Source organism: Pseudoduganella sp. R-34, from assembly GCF_049904655.1.
In the GTDB taxonomy this organism is placed as follows: Bacteria; Pseudomonadota; Gammaproteobacteria; order Burkholderiales; family Burkholderiaceae_D; genus Rugamonas.
In genome coordinates, this window is the sequence record NZ_CP184572.1 from 3,288,832 (window position 1) to 3,309,239 (window position 20,408).

A 20,408-nucleotide genomic window follows, 5' to 3' on the forward strand; every position below is an offset into this window, starting at 1 on the left:
CAATTATCGTGTTAAAACTCGGAGGTCGTAAGGAGTGGCTGAAAATGGGCACAATATGAAGGAAACGTCGCAGTCGAAGTGCCCGTTCGTTCCCTGCGGCATCGCAATCGCAGAGTGTCAGTCGAGTAGTGTTGAGATCAGCGTAAGGAGCTCGTCTCCCTTCATCGACGACATGTGCTGTCGATGAATCGAGATTTTCTCTCCGTCGTTGAGATCTCCAAAAAAATGCGGGTTTAACCAGTTGTTGACTACGACTGCGGGTGCAGGTTCACTGCCATCAAGAATCAGGAGTTTTTTTCCTTCAGTGTTCGCAAAACGCAAGAGACGGGCTGCTATGCCTTCGTCGTTCCAGCCAAACCCGGCGACGACGACCAAGCGGACACGCGAAAGCGCGATCTCGAATGCTGAAAAGAGCTCGGCGTAGATTCCGTATGCATACACATGAGCCTTTGACATCGAACCGCGAAGCATTTCAGGTGAGTGCTTCGATGAGAAGTTACACGGTGGCATATGTATCGATGCCTTAAACCCGTCGTCAGCCGATAGCTCGGGATCGCCCACGGCAAAGACACCAGCGTCGCTTCCGAGCGTGTCGTGGGCGCGGAACCAATTGATGGAGCCATGAAGCTTCAGCAACGCGCTGCTGCGAGCGCCAAAGAACACGAGGTGATTTCCAACTCGCCAGCTACGTCCCGCGTCGTCCAAGTACCTGCCCGAGGGGAAACCGTCGTGGAACGGGACCTCTATCTGCGTCAATAAGCGCTCAATGTTGCAATCGTAGTTTGTCGTAACGAAGTGGCTCTTGTAGCCTCGCTTGCCCAGTCCTTTGACCGCGGATGCGAATGCCTCATATCCGTTCAGAGGTGGAGCTATTTGTATGCGTTTTGCAACCAGCCATCCTACGAAGTCCTCGATCACCATGAGTTGCTCAGCGGGGTCCATGTTGAAGTAGCGGTGGTTCGAGGGAAACTTGATTGCCGCAAGTCTGGCGACGATGTGATGCTCTTCTAGAAAACTATTGATCAGCGGGTCGTTGGTGCGGCGACGGCTCGCTCCGGCGATAACGCTCAACAGCCCGCAAACATCCTCGTAGTTTGGTTTCTGGACCCACGACGGGAGCTCAGCGATGTAGCGGAGGAATGCCTGAATGGATGCTGCTGGTGTTCTCCAAGGGGCGAGCTGCTCGGTAGTTGCTTTAGGGTCGAATGCTTGCAATTCTTCCACTGTGCCCCAACGCGGATACGAGCCGTCAAGCCCGTAATAAAATGCTGATTGGTCATCCAACCCCTCCATAAGGTAAAGCTCGCGCGTGAGCATGTCTCGGGTGAGATCCCCAACCATCGGCTGTCCAGAAGGCCTTGAGCAACCAGAACCCAGAAAGAACGCAATTTGATCAGGCATTCCATAAACCTCACAGGGCAGTAAAGGGTACTATGGTCGACGCTACAACGGATAGCACTCAACATGTCTCAATTTGCACGAGGTGGGGCAAAGGCTCCTACGGATTGGAGAATAGGTGGCATAACGAGATCCCCAAGCCGACTGCCCCTGATGGCCGGCTTTGCTGGTAGCGGCCTTTCAGAACTCTAACTCATCTGGCCACGGGTGTCAGGTCGCATCTGCGCGGGTACAACCACAGCGTGTTTCATGCCATCCGAAAGGGAATCTCTGGGCAAGCCCACGGTACTACAACTAAAGTCACGGCCATCTTGGATCCTTGCCAGTCGTTCCACCCTGACATATCCATTCAGCTTTTTTTGGAGTCTGTTGTGGTCTGGCCACGCGCCGAGATAGGCCATCTGCGGCGTTTCTTTTGCATGCCCGTGCTTTTTCGGCCAGCCCAGGCTTGTGCCCGAACAAACCCCTCTAACGCCGGGCTACCTAAGCTGTTGAAAGGTTCAGTCTTTTTCAGAGGGGAGGGCTCTATCATGTGCGCAATTGCAAGAAAGCTGGCCTTGGCCGCCACCAGTCTGTTATTGGCGGCAAGCGCTTTTGGCGCGACTGGCATCGGCAATACATCGGCCGATGACGTCACGCTCGGTGGTTTCGACGCGGATGCCTTTGTCTTTTCCGCAGGCTGGAATCCGCATGCAGGGGTGAACGGCGACACCAGTGGATTTGGTACTGCCTTCGATGCGTATGGCAGCGGTGCCTGGAGCTTGCTCGACAAATACGACCTCAATGCCGGCTTCGCCAATATGGGCGTGTTGCAGTTCGGCTTTGCAATGAACAGCGGCACGGCGGGTACCTGGTCGGTGCACAACGCGGGCCCAGCGAACATGGTGCTTGACCTCGTCTTCGCCATGCACGCGGCAGATGCGGGCGCGGGCTTCCTGTTCGATAACCAGGCCATCAACGCCGGGCAGACCCTGAACGGTACCTGGCGCATCGAATGGTTCACGGGGGCCAACAACGCGTATCCGGACTTTTCCAACCTCGCCTTGTTTGGGCGCGACGTGTCGGCCCTGCCTGAGCCTGGCGAATACGGCATGCTGCTGGCGGGCCTTGGCGTGCTTGGATTGCTTGCCCGCCGGTGCAGCACGGAGTGACTATATTTCGGAAAGGTAATGAACGCCGTCGAGGTCGCTAAACCGCTACATTGAAGTGGCAGTCTTAACTTCACCAGAAGGGGAATCGGAATGGAACCAATTGCAAAGAAGTTTGCATTGGCTGCCAGCAGCATGCTCCTGGCGGCAAGCGCCTTCGGCGCTACAACTATCGGTAATACCTCCGCAGACGATGCCACGCTCGACGCGCAAAGCGCCGACGCCTTCGTTTTCACCTCGGGCTGGAATCCTCAGGCGGGCCTGAGCGGCAACACCAGCGGCATGGGCGCCACCTTCGACAGCTTCGGCAGCGGCGACTGGACCTTGCTGGGCAAGCACGAAGGCGGTTCCGGTACGGGCTTCAGCCTGTTTAACGCGTTGAATTTCAGCTTCGATGCAGGGGACGGCAAGACCGGCACCTGGACCGTCACCAATACCAGCGCGCAAAGCGTTTCGCTGGACCTGGTGCTGTCGCTCAAGGCTGCAAACGGCGCCGGTGCCTTCCTGTTCGATAACCAGGCCATCAATGCCGGCCAGACCCTGAGCGGCACCTGGAATATCGGCTGGTTCACCGGAAATAATCAAGCCCATCCCGACTTTTCCAACCTGACCATGTTCGGCCGTGATATCGCTGTTTCGCCGGCGCCTGAGCCTGGGGAATATGCCATGTTGCTGGCTGGCCTGGGCCTGATCGGCTTTGTGGCGCGGCGGCGCAAAGCGCTGTAGACTCTTTGAAACGGTCGTGCTATTTTGCTGGCGCGACCAATTCAAGGAGACAGCATGGACCTGAATTACTCTGCCAGGGATGAGGCCTTCCGCGCTGAAGTGCGGGCTTTCCTGGCAGCGAACCTGCCCGCCGACCTGCAAGCCAAAGTCCGCAAGCACCTTCGCCTGAAGCGCGAAGATTATGTGCGCTGGCACAAGATCGTCGCCAAACAAGGCTGGGCTGCACCGGCCTGGCCGACCGAATTCGGCGGCCCGGGTTGGGATGCTACCCAGCGCCACATATGGGAAGAGGAGTGCGCAATTGCCGGCACCCCGCCCATCCTGCCCTTCGGTGTCAACATGGTGGCGCCGGTCATCATGGCTTTCGGCAGCCCGGAGCAGAAGGCCTATTACCTGCCGCGCATCCTCGATTGCACCGACTGGTGGTGCCAGGGCTATTCCGAGCCGGGCGCAGGGTCCGACCTGGCGTCGTTGAAGACTACGGCGGTGCGCGCGGGCGATCATTACATCGTCAATGGACAGAAGACCTGGACCACGCTGGGCCAGCACGCCGACATGATCTTCTGCCTGGTGCGCACCGACCAGGACGTGCGCAAGCAGGAGGGCATTTCCTTCCTGCTGATCGACATGAAGACCCCAGGCATCACCGTACGGCCGATCATCATGCTGGACGAAGACCACGAGATCAATGAAGTCTTCTTCGACAATGTGCGTGTGCCGGTTGCGAACCTGGTCGGCCAGGAGAACAAGGGCTGGACTTACGCCAAGTACCTGCTTGGCCACGAGCGCACCGGTATTGCGGCGGTGGGACGCTCCAGGCGCGAACTGCTGTTCCTGAAAAAGATAGCGAACCAGCAGCAGAAGAACGGCAAGTCCTTGCTCGAGGACCCGCTGTTCGCGACGCGCGTGGCGAACCTGGAAATCGAGTTGATGGCGCTGGAGGTCACCGTGCAGCGCACCATCGCGCAGGAAGCGCATGGCCCCGGGCCGCAGGCTTCGGTGCTGAAGGTGCGTGGCTCCGAGATCCAGCAAATGCTGACGGAGCTGATGGTCGAAGCACTGGGCCCGCAAGCCTTGCCCTTCGATCCGGATTACCTCGATGGCAAGCGCGAACATGCATTGGCCGGTGACGACGAGGCGTCGCCCCTGGCAGCCTGCTATTTCAACTTCCGCAAGACTTCGATCTACGGCGGCTCGAACGAAATCCAGAAGAACATCATCACCCAGATGATCCTGGGACTGTAAGGAGGCGGCATGGACTTCAGCTTCAAGGAAGAGCAACAACAATTTGCCGATGCGCTGCGCCGCTGGGTCGACAAGGACTACAGCTTTGAAGCGCGCAAGAAGATCATCCATTCGGAGGCCGGTGTTTCCAGCCAGGCCTGGGCTACGCTGGTGGAGCTGGGGATGCTGGCGCTGCCTGTGCCGGAGGAGCAGGGCGGTTTCAACGGCAGCGCGGCCGACATGATGGTCGTGATGCAGGAACTGGGTCGCGGCCTGGTGGTCGAGCCGTACTTCGCCACCGTGCTAGGGGCGCAGTTCCTCAAGCTGGAGGGAGGCCATGACGACGTGCTGGAGCGCGTTGCCGCTGGCGAGCTGAAGCTGGCATGCGCGCTCGGTGAGCAGCAGTCGCGCCACGCGCTGAACGACATCTTGGTTACCGACGGCGCCGGCGCTGGCCGCATTTCGGGCCGCAAGACGGTGGTGCTGCATGGCGGCCAGGCCGGCGCCTTGATCGTCTCCGCACGCAGTAGCGGCGCCCAGGGCGATACTGACGGCATTTCGCTGTACCTGGTGCAGCGCGACGCGCCAGGCGTGCAGGTCACCGACTACCGGACCATCGACGGCCAGCGCGCCGCAACGGTGGAATTCAAGGACGCGCAAGGCACGCTGCTCGGCGCGCAGGGCCAAGGTTGGCCGCTGATCGAGGCGGCCACCGACTACGGCGCTGCGCTTCTCTGCGCGGAAGCCATTGGCGCCATGGACGCGCTCTTCGCCGCCACGCTCGAGTACTTGAAAACCCGCCAGCAGTTCGGCGCACCGATCGGGAAATTCCAGGTGCTGCAGCATCGGATGGCTGACATGTTCATCCACCTCGAGCAGGCGCGCTCGATGGCCATGCTGGCGGCGGCCAAGGCCGGGTCGGACGACCACGAAGAGCGCCGCCGCGTGGTTTCAGCCGCCAAGGCGCGGATAGGGCAAGCTGCACGCTTTGTTGGCCAGCAGGCGGTGCAGCTGCATGGCGGCATGGGCGTGACGGACGAACTGCCCGCCGCACACTATTTCAAGCGACTGGCGATGATCGAGGTCACGCTGGGCGACGCAGATCATCACCTGGAGCGCTTCATCGCGCAGCCGGGATTCAAGGAGGCAGCTTGATGGCGCGCTTGGTACGTAACGTGGCGGAACTGGAAGCATTGGTGGGGCAGGAAGTCGGCGTCTCCGGCTGGGTCGACATCACGCAGGATCGTGTCAACAGCTTCGGCGTTTCCACCAACGACGAGCAGTGGATCCACACCGATCCGGCGCGCGCCGCTGCTGAATCGCCCTATGGCGGCACGGTGGCGCATGGCTTCCTGACGCTGTCATTGTTGCCCGGGCTGCTGCAGGATGCCGTGTTCATGGAAGACATGCGCATGGGCGTGAACTACGGCCTGGACAAGGTGCGCTTCCCCGCGCCGGTCCCGGTCGGCAGCCGCGTGCGCGGCCACGTCGTCCTGCGCAGCATCAGCGCGGTGGCCGGCGGCCATCAGCTGGCATGGGAAGTCACGGTCGAATGCGAAGGCAGCGAAAAGCCCGCCTGCGTAGCGGAATTCCTGATGCGCCGCTACTCCTGATCTCAAACCTCGACATAGAAGCGGTTGCGGCCATCTTTCTTGGCCCGGTACAGGGCGTTGTCGGCGCAGCGCACCAGCGCATCCGGGGTGCCGCCCGTGCCGGGCAGCAGGGTGGCCACGCCCAGGCTGACCGTTACCGTGTCGCCGGCTGACGACATGCGGTGCGGGATTGCCAGCGCGCGCACGCTGGCCAGGATCCGCTCGGCCACCGTCTCCGCGCCCTGGGCACCGACCTGGGGCAGCAGGATGACGAACTCCTCGCCGCCGTAGCGCGCCAGCAGGTCCGGCGAACGGCCAGCGCATTGCAGCATGGTGTCGGCGACTTGCTTGAGGCAGGAGTCGCCGGCCTGATGGCCGTAGGCGTCGTTGTAAAGCTTGAAGTGGTCGATGTCGATCATGATCACTGAAAGCGGCATGGCCGAACGGGCGCAGCGCCGCCATTCGTTCTGGATTGCTTCGTTGAAGCTGCGGCGGTTGGCGACGCCTGTCAGGGCGTCGGTCAGCGTCAGCTCACGCATGGCGTCGGACTGGCGCTTCAATGTAAGGTGGGTGCGCACCCTGGCGCGCACTACGGCTACATTGAATGGCTTGGTGATGAAGTCGACCGCGCCCGCTTCCAGCGCCCGGGTCTCGTCCTCGGGCGTGGTCAGCGCGGTGACGAAGATGATCGGGATATCGCGCACATCCGACGCGGCGCGCAAGGCGGCGCATACTTCGTAGCCGTCCATGCCCGGCATGACTGCGTCCAGCAGGATCAGGTCGGGCTGGTGCTGGTGCGCCAGTTCCAGCGCCTTCTCGCCATTCATGGCAAACAATACTTCATGCTCCTCGCCCAGCACGTGGTTGAGGATCTGGATATTCTCCATGGCGTCATCGACGATCAGCAGGCGCCCATTGTGCGCCTGGTCGGTCCATGTCATGCGGTTTCCTCCCGTTTCATGATCTCCTGCAGCCATTGCTCGGCGTCGCTGAAGTCGAGCGTTTCGATGGCATTGGCCAGGCCGGGCAGCAGGTCCGGGCAGCGCTGCTCAAGGATGGGGGTGAGCGCCTTGAACGCCGCCAGGGCGCGCATATTGCTGTTCCGGAGCAGCATTTGCAGGTCCCCAAGGGCTTGCGGCAAGTTGGACACGGGCGTGCTGCCGGCGGCGGAATGCACCGGCGCCGGCAATTCGCGTGCGGCGTTGATCACCACGGCCAGTGCCTGTTCAAGCGCCAGCAGCAGGGCGGCGGCCGAACTGTCCTGCCCTTCGGCGACAGCGCTCTCGGCCTGGGCGCTCAGGCGCGCCACATCGGTGGCGCCGAGGTTGGCGGCCACGCCTTTCAGCCGGTGCAGCACGCGCGTGGCGGCGTAGCGCTTGTCCTGGGCCAGGCAATCGCGCACTTCGCGCACGGCGTCGCCCTGCGAATTCTCGAAGCGCTTCAGCAGGCCGGCGAAGGCCGAATAATTGCCGGCCACGCGCCGCAATGCAGCTTCCAGGTCGATGCCGGGCACCGTGGACGGGCGGCCATCCTTGCGCTGCTCAGCGCGCGTTGCGGCCGATGGACCGTTCGCCAGCTCCGGGTGCAGGGGCGCGAGGCGCCTCAGGGTAGCGATCATTTCGTCGACGTCGATCGGCTTGGCGATATGCGCGTCGACGCCTGCCTCGATGGCGCGGATGCGGTCTTCCGGCATGACGTTGGCGGTCATGGCGATGATGGGCATGCTGCGCAGGCCCATGGAGCGAATCGCTTCGGTGGCGCGGTAGCCGTCCATCACGGGCATCTGCAAGTCCATCAGTACCGCGTCGAAACGTTGCGGGTCGTCGCGCAGCATGTCCAGTGCGATCTCGCCGTTGGACGCCACTTCCACCAAGGCCCCGCAGTGAAGCAGGATGTAGCGCGCCATTTCCTGGTTGATCTCATTGTCTTCCACCAGCAGCACGTGCATGCCGGCCAGGCTGCCGGAAAGCGCCGCCTGGCTGCCGCGGTGCTCCGGCTGGTTGATGCCGGTGATTGCGGCCAGGGCCGCATCGTGCAGGCGCGACGGGGTGAAAGGCTTGGCCAGCACCGCATCGATCTGCAGGCTGTCGGCCAGTTGCTGCAAATCGTCGCTGGCGCGCTCCGGCGCCATCAACACGACCTTGGGCAATGCCAGGTTTTCGTCGCGCGCCTGCACCAGCATGGCGATGCCGTCCGTGGCGGGCATTGCGCTGTCGAGCAGGAGCAGATCGAAGCGACGCTGGCGCAGCGCCTGCAGGGCCTCGGCAGCGGTGGCCAGGGTGGTTGTCGTCCATTGCATGGCGTTGCCCGCCCGCTGCAGCATCTGGCGTACGCTGGCGTTGTCGTCGACAGCCAGGACCTTGAGCCCGTGCAGGCTGGCTGTTGATGCGCGCGGTGCGCTGCCGGCAACGCGCTGCAGGGGACAGGTAAAGCGGAAGGTCGAGCCCCGGCCCAGCGTGCTTTCCACGGCGATGACCCCGCCCATCAAGTCCGACAGGCGGCGCGCAATGGCCAGGCCTAGCCCCGTGCCGCCGTAGCGGCGGCTGGTGCTGCTGTCGCCTTGCGAAAAGGCGTCGAACATATGGGGCTGCTGTTCGGCCGGGATGCCGATGCCGGTGTCGCGCACGGTGAATTCCAGCGTCAGCGAATTGGCGCTGCCTGGCGCCTCGCGTACCGTCAGCACGACTTCGCCCCGCTCGGTGAACTTGATGGCATTGCTCAGGAGGTTGAGCAACACCTGCTGCAGGCGCATCGCATCGCCCACCATTTCCGGCGGCAGCGCAGGCGCGATGTCGAACACGGGCTCCACGCCTTTGTCCCAGGCGCCGTTTGCCACGAGTACGGCAGTCGCGGCCAGCAACTGCTCGAGGTTGAAGCGCGCTTGCTCGAGCTGCAACTGGCCGGCCTCGATCTTGGAAAAGTCCAGCACGTCATTCACGACGCCAAGCAGGCTTTGCGTCGCGAGCTGGATCTTGCTGACGTAGCTGCGCTCGCGCCGTTCCAGCGGCGCCTCTTCCAGCAAGCGCGCCAGCCCGGTGATGGCGTTCATCGGCGTGCGGATCTCATGGCTCATGTTGGCCACGAATTCACTCTTGGCCCGGCTGGCGGCTTCCGCCCGGTCGCGGGCGCGCATCAGTTGTTCGTTCAGCTCCTGCAATTTCAATTCGCCGCGCTTTAGTTCGGTCACATCCGAGCCTAGGGCATAAAAGCCTCGCACGGCGCCCGCTTCGCCGCGGTCCGGAATGAAGTTGATCCACGCATAGCGCGGCTCGCCCGTCGGCAGTTCCAGCTCGCGCAGAAAGTGCTGCGGACTGCCATCGAGCACGGCATTGATGTGCGGCCGGATCTGTTCCAGCAGCGCGGCTGGCAGCACGTTGCCGATGGGTTCGCCCATGGCCTGCTCCAGCGTCTTGCCGAACCAGGCCAGGAAGTACTTGTTGGCGAAATGGCAGCGCAGCTCCGCGTCCCAGTAAGCCACCAGGCCCGGCAGGTTTTCCGTCACCGTATGCAGGAAGCTGGTGCTGCGCGCCAGGCTCAGGGAGGTTTGCTGCAGGGCTTCGTCGGCACGTTTGCGGTCCGTGATATCGAGCGAGATGCCCAGCAGGTGGGTGGCGATGCCCTGTTCGTTGCGCAGGGCCACCTTGCGGGTGGTCAGGTAGCGCATTTCCCCGGCGGCGATGCGCACCGCTTCTTCAGGTATTTCCATCACCTGTTCCGACGCCAGCACCTTGCGGTCGGCTTCCACGAACGCCGCTGCCTGCTCCGGCGGGAAGAAATCGCGGTCGCTCTTGCCGAGCAAATCCTCGCGCGGCCGGCCAAGCAGCAGTTCACCCTGGCGGTTGAGCAGTTCAAAACGCAGGTGCTGGGCATCCTTGACGAAGACCATGGCCGGCATGTTCTCCAGCACCGACTTGAACAGGGCCTTGGACTGGCGCAGCGCCGCTTCCGACTCCTTCTGCTGGGTGATATCCATCAGCACGGCGGTAATGCCGGCCATCGCGCCATCGGCGCCAAAGACCGGGTAATAGCCGGCAATGAAATGGTTGCTGCGGCCGGGGCGCGAAGCGGTAGTGCCGCAGATTTCGGTGTTCGGCACCGCTTCCCCTGTGGCGAGTACCCGGCGGTAGGCCTGGTTCACCTGGGCCACCAGGTTGCGGTCGCTGATGACTTCATCGAAGCGGCGCCCGATATGGTCGTTGACCGCCAGTCCGTTCATCGAGGCGAGGTAATCGTTGATCATCAGGATGCGCAGGCGGGTATCGACAAAACTCAGGCCCACCGGCGCCGTGGCGTAAATCGTTTCCAGCAGGGCGTTGGAATTTTCCAGTTGCTGCGTGCGCTCTTCGACCACGCGTTCCAGGTCTTGCCGATGGCGGGTCAGGTCGCGGTCGAGCCGCAGCAGGGTGTCGCCAATCTGCTTCGCCTCCTGGAAGGATGCGCGCGGCGCTTCGATGGGCGCGCCGCTTGCCAGCGCCTGGGCCGGCGCGTGCAGGGCATCGATCGAGCTTGCGATGCGGCGCGCAGCCAGGGCAGCTGCGGCAAAGCCGGCCAATACCAGCGCCGCCAGCACGGCGAACACCGCGAAGAACAGGCCGTCGAAAGCAAGCAGCGCTTCCGGCCTTGGCGAGGCCACCGCCACGCTCCACGGGCTGGCTGCACCGCGCAGGTAGCCGACCTGCAGCGGCAGGCCATGCAAGGCGTCGGCCGCCGGCTCGCCGCTGGCCCGGCCGTCGTCATGGCTGCGGGCCACCAGCTTGCCGTCGGGCGCCAGTACGGCGATCACGGCGCCGGGGGCAAGCTGCATCTCCTCGGCCACCTTGTCCAGCGCGTCGCCGGGCAGCAGGACGCTGAGGGTGGCGGGCGCCTTGGCGGCGCGCTGGATCGGCACGTCAACCGCCAGGTGGGCCGGCTCCTTGCCGTTCGCGCGCAGCAGGCTGACTGCGGAACGCGCATTCGGCGCTAACCTGATGCGGGCCGCGTTGGCGGCGCGGTCGACCGGCAGCTCATTGCCGGCAATGAGCTGTGCCGCGCCGCTTTCGGTGAACAGGATGTGGGATTGGTAGGGCAAGGCTGGCGGCAGCGCGCCGCTTGCCTGGCTGCGCAGGGCCACCAGGTCGCCGCTACGGGCGCTGGGGCTGCTGGCCAGCGCGAGGGCCGCAGCTTCCGCGGCCAGCAACTGGCGGTCCACGATGGCGGCCGCAGCGCGTTCGACGCGCTGGACCTGCAGCTCGGCGCGGCCCAGGTCGCGCTGCTGGAAATACACCAGCAACAGGGCCACCGCCAATAGTGCTGGCGCCGCGCAGGCCGCGGCCAGCAGTGCGAGCTGCGACCGCAATGGTGGCAAGGGCTTGCTGGATTCATCCCGCACGGCACGTCCTTTCGGAAAAGTGACTGCAGGATGATGATAGCTTAGCTTGTCGTGGACGAGAAGCGCGCAATCTCCAGTTTGGCGATGGCGTTGCGGTGCACTTCATCCGGCCCGTCGGCCAGGCGCAGGGTGCGGTTGCCCGCCCACTGGTAGGCCAGCGGGAAATCGTCCGATACGCCGGCCGCGCCGTGGGCCTGGATCGCCCAATCGAGCACCTGTTGCGCCACATTGGGCGCCAGCACCTTGATCATGGCGATCTCGGACTGGGCGACCTTGTTGCCGACCGTGTCCATCATGTAGGCCGCTTTCAGGGTCAGCAGGCGCGCGGTATCGATCCTGATGCGCGATTCGGCGATGCGTTCGCGCCACACGCCCTGGTCCGACAGCCGCTTTCCAAATGCAACTCGCGAGGTCAGGCGCTGCACCATCAGTTCCAGCGCACGCTCGGCGACACCGATGGCGCGCATGCAGTGGTGGATGCGGCCCGGACCGAGGCGGCCCTGGGCGATTTCAAACCCGCGCCCTTCGCCGAGCAGGATGCTGGAAACAGGCACGCGCACGTTTTCGAACACCATTTCGCAGTGGCCGTGCGGCGCGTCGTCGTAGCCGAAGACCGGCAAGGGACGCAGCACCGTCAGGCCCGGCGCATCGGCCGGCACCAGGACCATCGACTGCTGCGCGTGGCGCGGGGCGCTGAAATCGGTCTTGCCCATGGCGATATACACCTGGCAGCGCGGATCGCCGGCGCCGGAGATCCACCATTTGCGGCCGTTGATCACGTAGTGGTCGCCGTCGCGCTCGATGCGCGTTTCGATATTGGTCGCATCGGACGATGCCACCGCCGGTTCGGTCATCGCAAAGGCGGAGCGGATCTCGCCGCGCAGCAGCGGTTCCAGCCAGCGCTGCTTGTGTTCTTCCGTGCCGTAGCGCTCAAGCGTTTCCATATTGCCGGTATCGGGTGCGGAGCAGTTGAACACTTCCGCCGCCCACGGTACGCGGCCCATGATTTCGCACAAAGGGGCGTAATCGAGGTTGGACAGGCCTTCCGGGGCGCGGCTGGAGCGGGGCAGGAACAGGTTCCACAAACCCTGCTCACGGGCCAGCGGCTTGAGGCGCTCAATCAGCTCGGTGGGAATCCAGCGGTTGCCTTTCTCGCGGCCGTTGCGGTCCACCTCCTCATGGAAGGCTTTCTCGTTCGGGTAGATGTGCTGGTCCATGAAGGCCAGCAGGCGCGCCTGCAATTCCTTGGTGCGCGGGGAGTAGTCGAAGTCCATGCCGATTCCTTATTCGATTGCCTTGCCCTGGGCATAGGCCCAGCCCATGGCCGCCATCGGGCGGGCCAGCTTGCCTGATTCCAGTGCCTGGGCGCTGGATGCCGTGCCGTCCACGTAGCGCTTCATGATGCCCTGCATGATGCTGGCCAGGCGGAACATATTGAAGGCGAGGTAGAAGTTGAAGTCCTCCAGGCGGATTGCCTTGCCGGTGCGTTCGGCGTAGCGCGCGATGTATTCGCGCTGCGAGGGAATGCCGAGCGCCTTCAGGTCCAGGCCGGCGATGCCGCGGAACTTGCCCGGCTCGATGTGCCAGCTCATGCAGTGGTAGCTGAAGTCCGCAAACGGATGCCCGAGCGTCGACAGTTCCCAGTCCAGCACTGCGAGGATGCGCGGCTCGGTCGGATGGAAGATCATGTTGTCGAGGCGGTAGTCGCCGTGCACGATCGAGGTGTCCTCGCCGGGCGGGATGTTGGCAGGCAGCCAGGCGATCAACTGGTCCATCGCCTCGATGGTCTCGGTCTCGGATGCCTTGTACTGCTTGCTCCAGCGTTCGATCTGGCGCTGGAAGTAGTTGCCCGGCTTGCCGTAATCGCCAAGCCCGATGGCGTTGTAATCGATGGTGTGCAGCTGCGCGATGACGCGATTGAGTTCATCGTAGATCGCAGCACGTTCGGCAGGCGTCATGCCGGGCAGGGACTGGTCCCACAGCACGCGGCCTTCGACAAATTGCATCACGTAGAAAGCGCGGCCGATCACTTCTTCGTCCATGCACAGGCAGTATTGGCGGGCCGCCGGGAAGCCTGCCTTGTGCAGCGCGTCCATGACGCGGAATTCGCGTTCGATGGCGTGGGCGGATGGCAGCAGCTTGGCCGCCGGAGCCGGCTTGGTGCGCAGGACGTACTGCTGGCCGCCGACCGTCAGCTTGAAGGTGGGATTCGACTGGCCGCCCTTGAACTGCTCGACCTTCAATTCGCCCTGCGGATAGCCTTCCACGTGCTGGCGCAGGTATGCGTCCAGCGCGGCGGTGTCGAAACGGTGGCGCTCCGACACCTCCTTGGTGCCCATGAATTCTTCGAACATAATGCCTCCTTCCGAACGATCGTACTATTTTTATGGGCGGGAAAGCAAGCGGGATTTGGAATATTCCTTGAACAACTGCTCCATGGTGGTGCTGCGGGTGGCCGCTTGCAGTGGCGCGGGCGGGGCGAAGTTCGAAAACCGCACGATCCAGTCGTGCCGTTCCTGGCCCACGTCGAGGGCGTTGATGCAGCCGGCAGCCTGCGACAGGTTGCCGAGGAAAAGGCGCTGGCCACCGGTCAGGGCATAGGACAGGATGGCGCGATTGACGCCGCCGTGCAGGACCAGCAGCACGGTATCCCAGCCATCGTCGGCCAGCAGCCTGGCGATGGCGGGATGGATGCGGTCCATCAGCTCGCCGACCGATTCGCCGCCGAGGAAGCGGCGCTGCTCCGGCACCACGCCCTCAAAAGCGCCGGTGAAGGCTTCCCGCAGTTGATCGTCCGGGATGCCGGACAGCTTGCCGCCGCGGATTTCGGCCAGCTCGGGCCAGGTTTCGAGCTGTACCTGCTGGCCGGTTTCCGCCAGCACGCACTGCGCAGTTTCGACCGTGCGCGGCAGGCCGGAGACGATGACGCGGTCGAACTTGATGCCATCGGCGGCGAAGGCCTGGCCGGCGGCCGCAGCCTGCGCGCGGCCGGCCTCGTTGAGGGGGACGGTTTCGGGCAGGTAGGGTTTGCCGGCCTGGTCGAAATAGGTGACGCTGCCATGCCGCATCAGGAAGATGCGGCGCCGTTCAGGGTTTGCTGTCATAGGTCCGTTAGAAGAAGATTGCGAGGCGCGTAATGATGGTTCCGTTATTAGTATAAGGCCCAGTTGCGCGCACGTTGCCGGAATCGGGTTTGCCGTCATCCAGCTTGGCGTCGATCTGCTCGGCAAAGGTGTCGGGCAGGTTGTCGAAGCGGATGCCGTTGCCGCCACGGCCACCCACGACGTCGTTGTAGATGTACACCGCGCCACCCTGGGCGCTGGTCATGAAGTCGGTGGTGCCGTTGTAGGAACCGGTGATCAGGCCCGCCAGTGCCAGATGCTGCGGCGCCAGCTGGTATTCCGTGATCTGGCCGTCGCCGTTGCCATTGCCGGCCGCGCCGGGAACGTGGGTGGTGGACAGGATATCGTCGCCGGGCAGGGCGCGGAAGCGGTCCTGGTAGGAGTTGACGGCCGCCTGCAGGGCAGTAGCCTGCTGGATGATGCTCTTGACCTTGGCGCTGTCGATCAGGGCCTGGCCTTTCAGCACGCCGCCCAGCAGCAGGCCGATGATGACCAGGACGATGGCGATTTCAACGAGGGTAAAGCCGCGGTGTCTCATGGCGCTCTCCTTGGGTTGCATGTCATGGCAGCCTTTGCGCTGCGAGCATTCGATTGAACAGGATATTGGGCGACAGCCAGACGACGATGTCGTCGTAGGCGCCGCCCGCGGCGGCGGGATTGTCGGCGCGGTCGCGTGCAATGAACATGCGGCCGTCGGCCTGGAAGTTGGCCTTTTCGTCGACATTGCCCTGGCCCATGTCGGCCGCCTGCACGCCGACGTCGCTGAAGGCGCCGAAGCCATTGCGCCCTTGCGACAGCACGACCGCGGGAATATCGTTCTGCCCGCTGGCCGGCACCAGCGCGCCGCTGGCATCGCGGCTGGCAATGGTGATGTCGCGCGGGGTGCTGAGGCGGAACAGGGCGCCGCTGTCGCTGAAGGATGGCGAGACGCTGTACAGGTAGAGGTGTTGCCAGGCGTCGAGCTTCGGCAGGCCCAGGGTTGCCCACGGCAGGAATCCGAGGCGGCGTTCGTTGCTGCAGCGCGTGCCGCTGCGGTCTTCCAGGCCATTCGAGGCGGAGATGGCGGGGCAGGGAAGGTAGCCGTTGCGGGCGGCGAATCCGGCCAGCGCATCGCGCGCTTCTTCCAGCGCCCTGCTGGTGTCGGCGGCGCGCCGTTGTTCCATCTGCGCCGACAACGGGGCCAGCATGCCGCCCAGCAGCAAGCCGACGATGACCAGTACGATCGCCATTTCAACCAGGGTGAAGGCTGTCTGCTTTCTCATGGCAGGGTCTTGGCGGCGGCCATCCTTTCATAGAGTACTTGCAGCGGCACGGCGGCGAGCAGGTCGTCGAAGGCGCCGCCGGGAGCATTCGCCTCTGCACTTCGCGGGCGCTGCATGAAATCGGTGGCGGCCTGCAGGTTGCCGGCTTCGTCCTGGCTGCCAGGCATATCGCTGGGACCACGCGAGAAGATGACGGCCGGTGCGCACTGTGCGGCCAGCGAGCAGTTATCCTGTCCGGCGACGAAGAACAGCGTGCCGCTCGCGTCGCGCGACAGCACGCGTTTGCTGGCGATGAGCGCAGTGCGTGCCAGGGGCGCGACCGTGAATGCTGGCGTTACGCTGTAGCGCAAATGGCGGCCCCAGTTGTCCGCGGCCGGCAGCCCGAGATCCATCCATGGCAGGAGGCCGGTGCAGTCGGCCTCTGTGGCGCAGGGTACTGTTCGTTCGCGCCCGGCCTCGCCCATCCCCGGTGCGGGTCCGGCCGGTGCGGGACGCGGCAGGCGGCCATGGGTCGCGGCGAAGCCGACTAGCGCCTCGCTGGCCTGCGCCAGCAAGGCGTGGGTGCGCTCTTCGCGGGCGCGCTCGCCGCTGCCGCCGCTGAATGCCGACAGCAAGACCGCCGACAGCGCCACTGTGGCGATCAGCAATAGCGTCAGGAGCGCTGCGCCGCGCTGTCTAGCGTGCCGCTTCATGGACCTCTCCCGTTGCCGGGTCATAGCGCTGGCCGGGCTTGAGCACGACGGACCGCCCGTCCGCCTGCAAGGTGACCGAGCCGCGCATCACCCCGCCCGGCGGCGCGGCTTGCGCTTCGCCGTTCACGATGATCATCGTGGGCCCATTGCTGCGGCGGATCACGCCCCCCAGACGAAGCCCGGGCGGCGCAGTCTCGCCAGCGCCTGGGCCCCCAGGCGTTTCGGCTGCCGCCGTGCCAGGCGCCGCAGCCGGCGGACATCCAGGCGCAGAGCCAGGCTGGCAATGCGCCGATGCCTCCATTCCCGGTGCGACAGGACCCGGGCCGGCTGCCTGGGCGTTGCCTCCCGGTGCCGGGACGGCCGCCGCTCCGGGAAGAGTGCCCTGGTTGCGCTGCGTATCGAGCTGCGCACGTTCGTCCGGGGTGGTAAACAACCTTCCCATGCTGACGAAACCCTGCGCGCCGGCCTGCGTCGCCAGCAGCAGGAGAAGTGCCGACAATCCCGTTTTCATGACGACCCTCGCTGCGGCTTGGCCGAAGCGGAAACCGGCGTCAGCGTCAGCCAGTTCAGGGTGCAGTCGGCATTCAGGGTCGGCGACAGCACACCCGCCACAGGCGCGGCGCCGGCAGCGCGGCGGATGACGCAGTCCTGGACCGCAAAGGTGCCTGACAGCCGCAGGTCCGACAGGAAGTTCAGCAGATCCAGTTCATGAAGGAGATCCATATGCAAGGCCATCCTGCTGCCCAGCAAGGCATACTCGCCCGTCGGCAAGCTCGTCTCGAGCCGGTACGGTTGCTGCACCTCGATCTCGTAGGTCAGGGGCAACAGGCGCCGCTGTTCCTGGATCTGCCGGATCGCCTCCACCCAGTCGAGCCGGCGTTCGGGTCCCACCAGGCCCCGGCGCCGCAATTCGACGAACTGCGGCTGGTACTGGCGGATTTCTTCCTTTTCCGTTTCGGCATGGGCAAGCCGCAAGCGCGCGGCATCACGCTCCAGCAGCGCCGCAGCCTCCTCGAAATGAACGCGCCTCAGGTGCCACGAGCTCGCGAAGACCGCGGCAAGCGACACTGCCAGCGTGCCAAGGAACGCCAGCACGGCGTTGCGCAGCAAGGAGAACTCGCGTAACACCGTCATGGCGACCACCTGAGATTCAAAGTGAATTTGGCGCGCTCGCCCAGCCCAGCCGGCGAACCGGCCTTGCCGCTCAGCTTCACGTTGGGCCGTATATCGAAGGGCAGCTGTTCGATTTCCACCACCATGCCGGGCGTGCGCGCCAGTTCCTGCGCAAAGCGGTTCATGCTGAGCAGCACGCTGCGATAGTCGTCCTGCTCCACCAGGACCTCGGCCTGCAGCCGCACCTGCTGCGGCGGCGCCTTCGGTATCCCGATCAGCATGGACGATTGCGGCGCCACCAGGGCCGGCGTGGTGGCCGCACCGGGAAAGGCGCTGCTGGCGGTCACCGGCACGACGCCCGGTGCGTTGACCCGCCAGTCGAGCTGCGTGAGACGGATCTGCGGCGAACGCTCCAGTGCTTCGCTCAGGATGGCCATCGCTGCCTGCGGCCATGGCCCCTGGCGAGCCACCATCTGCGCGATCTGCACGGCCGCCTTCATGTTGGCGGTCTTGTCGACAGCCGGCGGCATGCTCGACATGCTGCGTCGATAGGCAGCCGTGAACCCCTGCGTCTCCTGCTGCAATGCCTGCGTATGGCTGCGCGCCAGCGAGTAGCCGGCAATGTTTGCGCCGGTCCACAGCAGGCAGCAGGCCGCCATGACCGCACTTGAAGCGTACAGGCTTTGGCGTGTGCGCCACAGGCTGTAGTAGCGCCGGCGCGGCCCGAGCGGATAGTGGCTGGGCGGCGCCGTGCGCGCAGCCAGGCCAAGGAATACTTCATCGGGATTGTCGCAAGCAGCCAGCCGTTGCAGGGACGCCGCTTCTCCCAAAGGCATGACCCGCCAGTCCAGCAGCGGCGAAAGATTTGCCGCCGGTGGCGACGCGATCCGTGCCAGCGGTAGCAGGGCCAGCACCTGCAAGGGCACGTCGCGCCCCAGCATGTGCGCGCCGACGAGGAACTGCCGGGTGCGTTCGGCTTCCTGCTCGGCGTTGACTGCCGCCTGGGCGAGCCGGGAGAAGCGCACCTTGCCGTGCTGGAAAAAGGTCTGCCGTATGCCGCTGCCATGCTCGGTCACCAGCAACAGTTGCGCCTCCTGCCGCGCCTGGTCCGGCAGCAAGGCGCCACTGAGGAGGGCAGGCGTATACAGCGCCGCCAGCGGCATGCGCTGGCTTTCCAGCGCGTCGAGCCAGGGCGCCAGGGTGGCCGGGTTGGTCAAGGCCGAAAGGAGCACGATATCGTCGCGCCGGCCGCCTTCCTCGCGGCCCTGGATGTGCGCGCAGCGGAAAGGCGTGTCGCGCCATGACTGCGCCAGGCGGCGTTCGCGCATGGCCAGGCCTGCGCGGCCGGCAACGTGCGGCAGCAGGTGGCGCTGGAAGTCCTCTTCCACCAGGTCGGCCAGCATCAGGGCCGGCGTGTCCTGGCGGCCATCGAGCCAGGTGGCGAAACTTGCCCAGCCATCCGGCGACGGATCGAAGCACGGCCCCGTCCCGAGCCTGCCGCGCTCCCAGAGCCAGCAGCACAGCCGCTCGCCGGTCAGGTGGAGGAGGAGTTTGCGGGTCATGGCATCAGATCCTGATTGAGCTGATGGTGTCGTAAATCGGGCCGAGCACGGACAGCATGATCCATCCCAGCAGGATGCCGAGGATGACGGTCATCGCCGGTTCGATCATCGATTGCATGCGTTCGATCCGTTCCCGCACTTCGCGGTTGTAGAAGTAGGCCACGTTGCGCAGCGTCGCATCGAGAGCGCCGGTCGATTCCCCGACGCGCAGCATGCGCACCACCAGCGGCGGAAACAGCTCGACCTGCCTGAAGGCTGCCGCAACGCTGTGTCCCTCCGAAATCAGTTCGCGCGCGCGGCGCATGGCGGCTGCCACGACGCGGTTGCCTGCTATTCCCTCCGAGAGCCGTATGCATTCGAGCACGGGAATTCCCGCGGCATACATCAGCGCAAAATAGGTCGCAAAGCGCGCCATGATCAGCTTTTGCAGAACCGGGACGGTACGTAGAAGCAGGCGGTCGAAGGCGAAGGCCGTGCGCTCGTTGGTGCGCAACTGCCAGCGCAGGAGCCACCAGGCCGCAAAGGGCAAAGCCAGCAGCAGATACCAGTAATGGATGAAGATGTCCGACAAGGCAATCAATGCGCGCGTGTGCAGCGGCAGTTCCTGGCCCATGTTCTTGATGAAGGCTGTCAGCTGTGGAACCAGGTAGATCATCAGGAAAAACAGTACGCCGCTGACGATCACCAGTACGAAAGCAGGGTAGGTGATGGCCTTGCGCGCCTGTGCCGCCAGCTCGTCCTGCCACTTCAGGTTCTCGGCCAGGTCGCGGAAGATCTCGTTGACCTTGCCGCTTTGCTCGCCGGCCCTTACCAGGCTGGTAAAGCCCTGGTCGAATACTTCCGGATAGGAGGCCAGGGCGTTGGAGAGCTGCAGGCCGCCTTCGATCTTTTCGACCAGGTCGGTGATGATTTCCCGCAGCCGCAGGTTGTCGGCGCTGTCGCGCAAGTCGCGCAAGCCGTCCAGCATCGGCACGCCGGCACTGCTCATTTGCTCCAGGTGGAAGCAGAAGTTGATCAAGTCGCGCCGCGTGACGCGCTGGCCGCCGATGCGCAGCTTGCGCCGGCGTGTTTCGCGGTAGTCGATCAGGTCGAGCGCCATGCGCTGCAAGCGCAACTCGAGGTCCGGCACATTATGCGCGTCCATATTCCCCGGCACGATGCTGCCGTTGGCGTCCATGGCGCGGTAGATGAACTGGGGCAT

At 64.3% G+C, this 20,408-nt stretch carries 18 protein-coding genes; 5 read left to right on the forward strand and 13 right to left on the reverse strand.

Translation table 11 applies throughout. The annotated features are described in order from the left end of the window. Positions 1 to 117 precede the first annotated feature (117 nt). Positions 118 to 1,401, reverse strand: coding sequence for a hypothetical protein (locus tag ACN9MW_RS15230; protein ID WP_426171943.1), 1,284 nt, complete (start codon positions 1,399 to 1,401; stop codon positions 118 to 120). Positions 1,402 to 1,928: 527 nt separating this feature from the next. On the opposite strand from ACN9MW_RS15230, the gene ACN9MW_RS15235 reads away from it, so the two are divergent. The 5 genes from ACN9MW_RS15235 (at position 1,929) to ACN9MW_RS15255 (ending at position 6,109) form a co-directional block, all read left to right on the forward strand. Beyond that, positions 1,929 to 2,549 (forward strand): PEP-CTERM sorting domain-containing protein, encoded by a 621-nt coding sequence (locus tag ACN9MW_RS15235; RefSeq protein ID WP_426171945.1) that lies wholly within the window; start codon positions 1,929 to 1,931, stop codon positions 2,547 to 2,549. A gap of 90 nt (positions 2,550 to 2,639) precedes the next feature. After that, complete coding sequence (locus ACN9MW_RS15240; RefSeq protein WP_426171946.1) at positions 2,640 to 3,272, forward strand: PEP-CTERM sorting domain-containing protein; 633 nt, start codon at positions 2,640 to 2,642, stop codon at positions 3,270 to 3,272. A 54-nt stretch (positions 3,273 to 3,326) separates the two neighbouring features. After that, positions 3,327 to 4,517, forward strand: a complete 1,191-nt coding sequence (locus ACN9MW_RS15245) for an acyl-CoA dehydrogenase family protein (RefSeq protein WP_426171947.1) — start codon at positions 3,327 to 3,329, stop codon at positions 4,515 to 4,517. Positions 4,518 to 4,526: 9 nt separating this feature from the next. Continuing rightward, on the forward strand, positions 4,527 to 5,651 hold the full coding sequence (locus ACN9MW_RS15250; RefSeq protein ID WP_426171949.1) for an acyl-CoA dehydrogenase family protein: 1,125 nt from the start codon (positions 4,527 to 4,529) through the stop codon (positions 5,649 to 5,651). Next, positions 5,651 to 6,109, forward strand: coding sequence for a MaoC family dehydratase (locus ACN9MW_RS15255; RefSeq protein ID WP_426171951.1), 459 nt, complete (start codon positions 5,651 to 5,653; stop codon positions 6,107 to 6,109). Before ACN9MW_RS15250 ends, ACN9MW_RS15255 begins: the two co-directional genes overlap by 1 nt. A gap of 2 nt (positions 6,110 to 6,111) precedes the next feature. Here ACN9MW_RS15255 and ACN9MW_RS15260 read toward each other — a convergent pair whose 3' ends face one another. From ACN9MW_RS15260 to ACN9MW_RS15315, 12 genes are read right to left on the reverse strand one after another with little or no spacing between them, the layout of a single operon-like run. Then, positions 6,112 to 7,029 (reverse strand): diguanylate cyclase domain-containing protein, encoded by a 918-nt coding sequence (locus tag ACN9MW_RS15260; RefSeq protein ID WP_426171953.1) that lies wholly within the window; start codon positions 7,027 to 7,029, stop codon positions 6,112 to 6,114. Next, complete coding sequence (locus ACN9MW_RS15265) at positions 7,026 to 11,456, reverse strand: PAS domain-containing protein (RefSeq protein WP_426171955.1); 4,431 nt, start codon at positions 11,454 to 11,456, stop codon at positions 7,026 to 7,028. Before ACN9MW_RS15265 ends, ACN9MW_RS15260 begins: the two co-directional genes overlap by 4 nt. Positions 11,457 to 11,497: 41 nt before the next feature. Continuing rightward, the gene (locus ACN9MW_RS15270; protein ID WP_426171957.1) at positions 11,498 to 12,730 is read right to left on the reverse strand and encodes an acyl-CoA dehydrogenase family protein; all 1,233 of its coding nucleotides are present in this window, start codon (positions 12,728 to 12,730) and stop codon (positions 11,498 to 11,500) included. Positions 12,731 to 12,739: 9 nt separating this feature from the next. After that, positions 12,740 to 13,810 carry a phosphotransferase gene (locus tag ACN9MW_RS15275; protein ID WP_426171959.1) on the reverse strand — a complete coding sequence of 357 codons (1,071 nt, stop codon included), beginning with the start codon at positions 13,808 to 13,810 and terminating at the stop codon, positions 12,740 to 12,742. 30 nt (positions 13,811 to 13,840) lie between these two features. Further along, entirely contained in the window at positions 13,841 to 14,560 is a 720-nt protein-coding gene (locus ACN9MW_RS15280; protein WP_426171961.1) for a histidine phosphatase family protein, read from the reverse strand. Positions 14,561 to 14,567: 7 nt separating this feature from the next. Next, the gene (locus tag ACN9MW_RS15285) at positions 14,568 to 15,116 is read right to left on the reverse strand and encodes a prepilin-type N-terminal cleavage/methylation domain-containing protein (protein ID WP_426171962.1); all 549 of its coding nucleotides are present in this window, start codon (positions 15,114 to 15,116) and stop codon (positions 14,568 to 14,570) included. A gap of 22 nt (positions 15,117 to 15,138) precedes the next feature. After that, a complete protein-coding gene (locus ACN9MW_RS15290) occupies positions 15,139 to 15,840 on the reverse strand; it encodes a type II secretion system protein (protein ID WP_426171964.1) in 702 nt (233 codons plus the stop codon). Then, positions 15,837 to 16,532, reverse strand: a complete 696-nt coding sequence (locus ACN9MW_RS15295) for a hypothetical protein (RefSeq protein WP_426171965.1) — start codon at positions 16,530 to 16,532, stop codon at positions 15,837 to 15,839. Before ACN9MW_RS15295 ends, ACN9MW_RS15290 begins: the two co-directional genes overlap by 4 nt. Then, positions 16,516 to 17,043 carry a hypothetical protein gene (locus ACN9MW_RS15300; protein WP_426171967.1) on the reverse strand — a complete coding sequence of 176 codons (528 nt, stop codon included), beginning with the start codon at positions 17,041 to 17,043 and terminating at the stop codon, positions 16,516 to 16,518. Before ACN9MW_RS15300 ends, ACN9MW_RS15295 begins: the two co-directional genes overlap by 17 nt. Beyond that, a complete protein-coding gene (locus tag ACN9MW_RS15305; protein WP_426171969.1) occupies positions 17,040 to 17,666 on the reverse strand; it encodes a hypothetical protein in 627 nt (208 codons plus the stop codon). Before ACN9MW_RS15305 ends, ACN9MW_RS15300 begins: the two co-directional genes overlap by 4 nt. Further along, positions 17,663 to 19,207, reverse strand: a complete 1,545-nt coding sequence (locus ACN9MW_RS15310) for a hypothetical protein (RefSeq protein WP_426171970.1) — start codon at positions 19,205 to 19,207, stop codon at positions 17,663 to 17,665. The genes ACN9MW_RS15305 and ACN9MW_RS15310 overlap by 4 nt, the downstream gene beginning before the upstream one ends. A 4-nt stretch (positions 19,208 to 19,211) precedes the next feature. Then, a complete protein-coding gene (locus tag ACN9MW_RS15315; protein ID WP_426171972.1) occupies positions 19,212 to 20,408 on the reverse strand; it encodes a type II secretion system F family protein in 1,197 nt (398 codons plus the stop codon).

Bases quoted from the DNA above. Each gene is read 5' to 3' on its own strand.
- ACN9MW_RS15310 (WP_426171970.1), bottom strand. From the start codon at position 19,207: ATGACCCGCAAACTCCTCCTCCACCTGACCGGCGAGCGGCTGTGCTGC.
- ACN9MW_RS15315 (WP_426171972.1), bottom strand. From the start codon at position 20,408: ATGCCCCAGTTCATCTACCGCGCCATGGACGCCAACGGCAGCATCGTG.
- ACN9MW_RS15250 (WP_426171949.1), top strand. From the start codon at position 4,527: ATGGACTTCAGCTTCAAGGAAGAGCAACAACAATTTGCCGATGCGCTG.
- ACN9MW_RS15240 (WP_426171946.1), top strand. From the start codon at position 2,640: ATGGAACCAATTGCAAAGAAGTTTGCATTGGCTGCCAGCAGCATGCTC.
- ACN9MW_RS15260 (WP_426171953.1), bottom strand. From the start codon at position 7,029: ATGACATGGACCGACCAGGCGCACAATGGGCGCCTGCTGATCGTCGAT.
- ACN9MW_RS15230 (WP_426171943.1), bottom strand. From the start codon at position 1,401: ATGCCTGATCAAATTGCGTTCTTTCTGGGTTCTGGTTGCTCAAGGCCT.
- ACN9MW_RS15290 (WP_426171964.1), bottom strand. From the start codon at position 15,840: ATGAGAAAGCAGACAGCCTTCACCCTGGTTGAAATGGCGATCGTACTG.
- ACN9MW_RS15270 (WP_426171957.1), bottom strand. From the start codon at position 12,730: ATGGACTTCGACTACTCCCCGCGCACCAAGGAATTGCAGGCGCGCCTG.
- ACN9MW_RS15280 (WP_426171961.1), bottom strand. From the start codon at position 14,560: ATGACAGCAAACCCTGAACGGCGCCGCATCTTCCTGATGCGGCATGGC.
- ACN9MW_RS15300 (WP_426171967.1), bottom strand. From the start codon at position 17,043: ATGAAAACGGGATTGTCGGCACTTCTCCTGCTGCTGGCGACGCAGGCC.
- ACN9MW_RS15285 (WP_426171962.1), bottom strand. From the start codon at position 15,116: ATGAGACACCGCGGCTTTACCCTCGTTGAAATCGCCATCGTCCTGGTC.
- ACN9MW_RS15235 (WP_426171945.1), top strand. From the start codon at position 1,929: ATGTGCGCAATTGCAAGAAAGCTGGCCTTGGCCGCCACCAGTCTGTTA.
- ACN9MW_RS15295 (WP_426171965.1), bottom strand. From the start codon at position 16,532: ATGAAGCGGCACGCTAGACAGCGCGGCGCAGCGCTCCTGACGCTATTG.
- ACN9MW_RS15245 (WP_426171947.1), top strand. From the start codon at position 3,327: ATGGACCTGAATTACTCTGCCAGGGATGAGGCCTTCCGCGCTGAAGTG.
- ACN9MW_RS15305 (WP_426171969.1), bottom strand. From the start codon at position 17,666: ATGACGGTGTTACGCGAGTTCTCCTTGCTGCGCAACGCCGTGCTGGCG.
- ACN9MW_RS15275 (WP_426171959.1), bottom strand. From the start codon at position 13,810: ATGTTCGAAGAATTCATGGGCACCAAGGAGGTGTCGGAGCGCCACCGT.
- ACN9MW_RS15255 (WP_426171951.1), top strand. From the start codon at position 5,651: ATGGCGCGCTTGGTACGTAACGTGGCGGAACTGGAAGCATTGGTGGGG.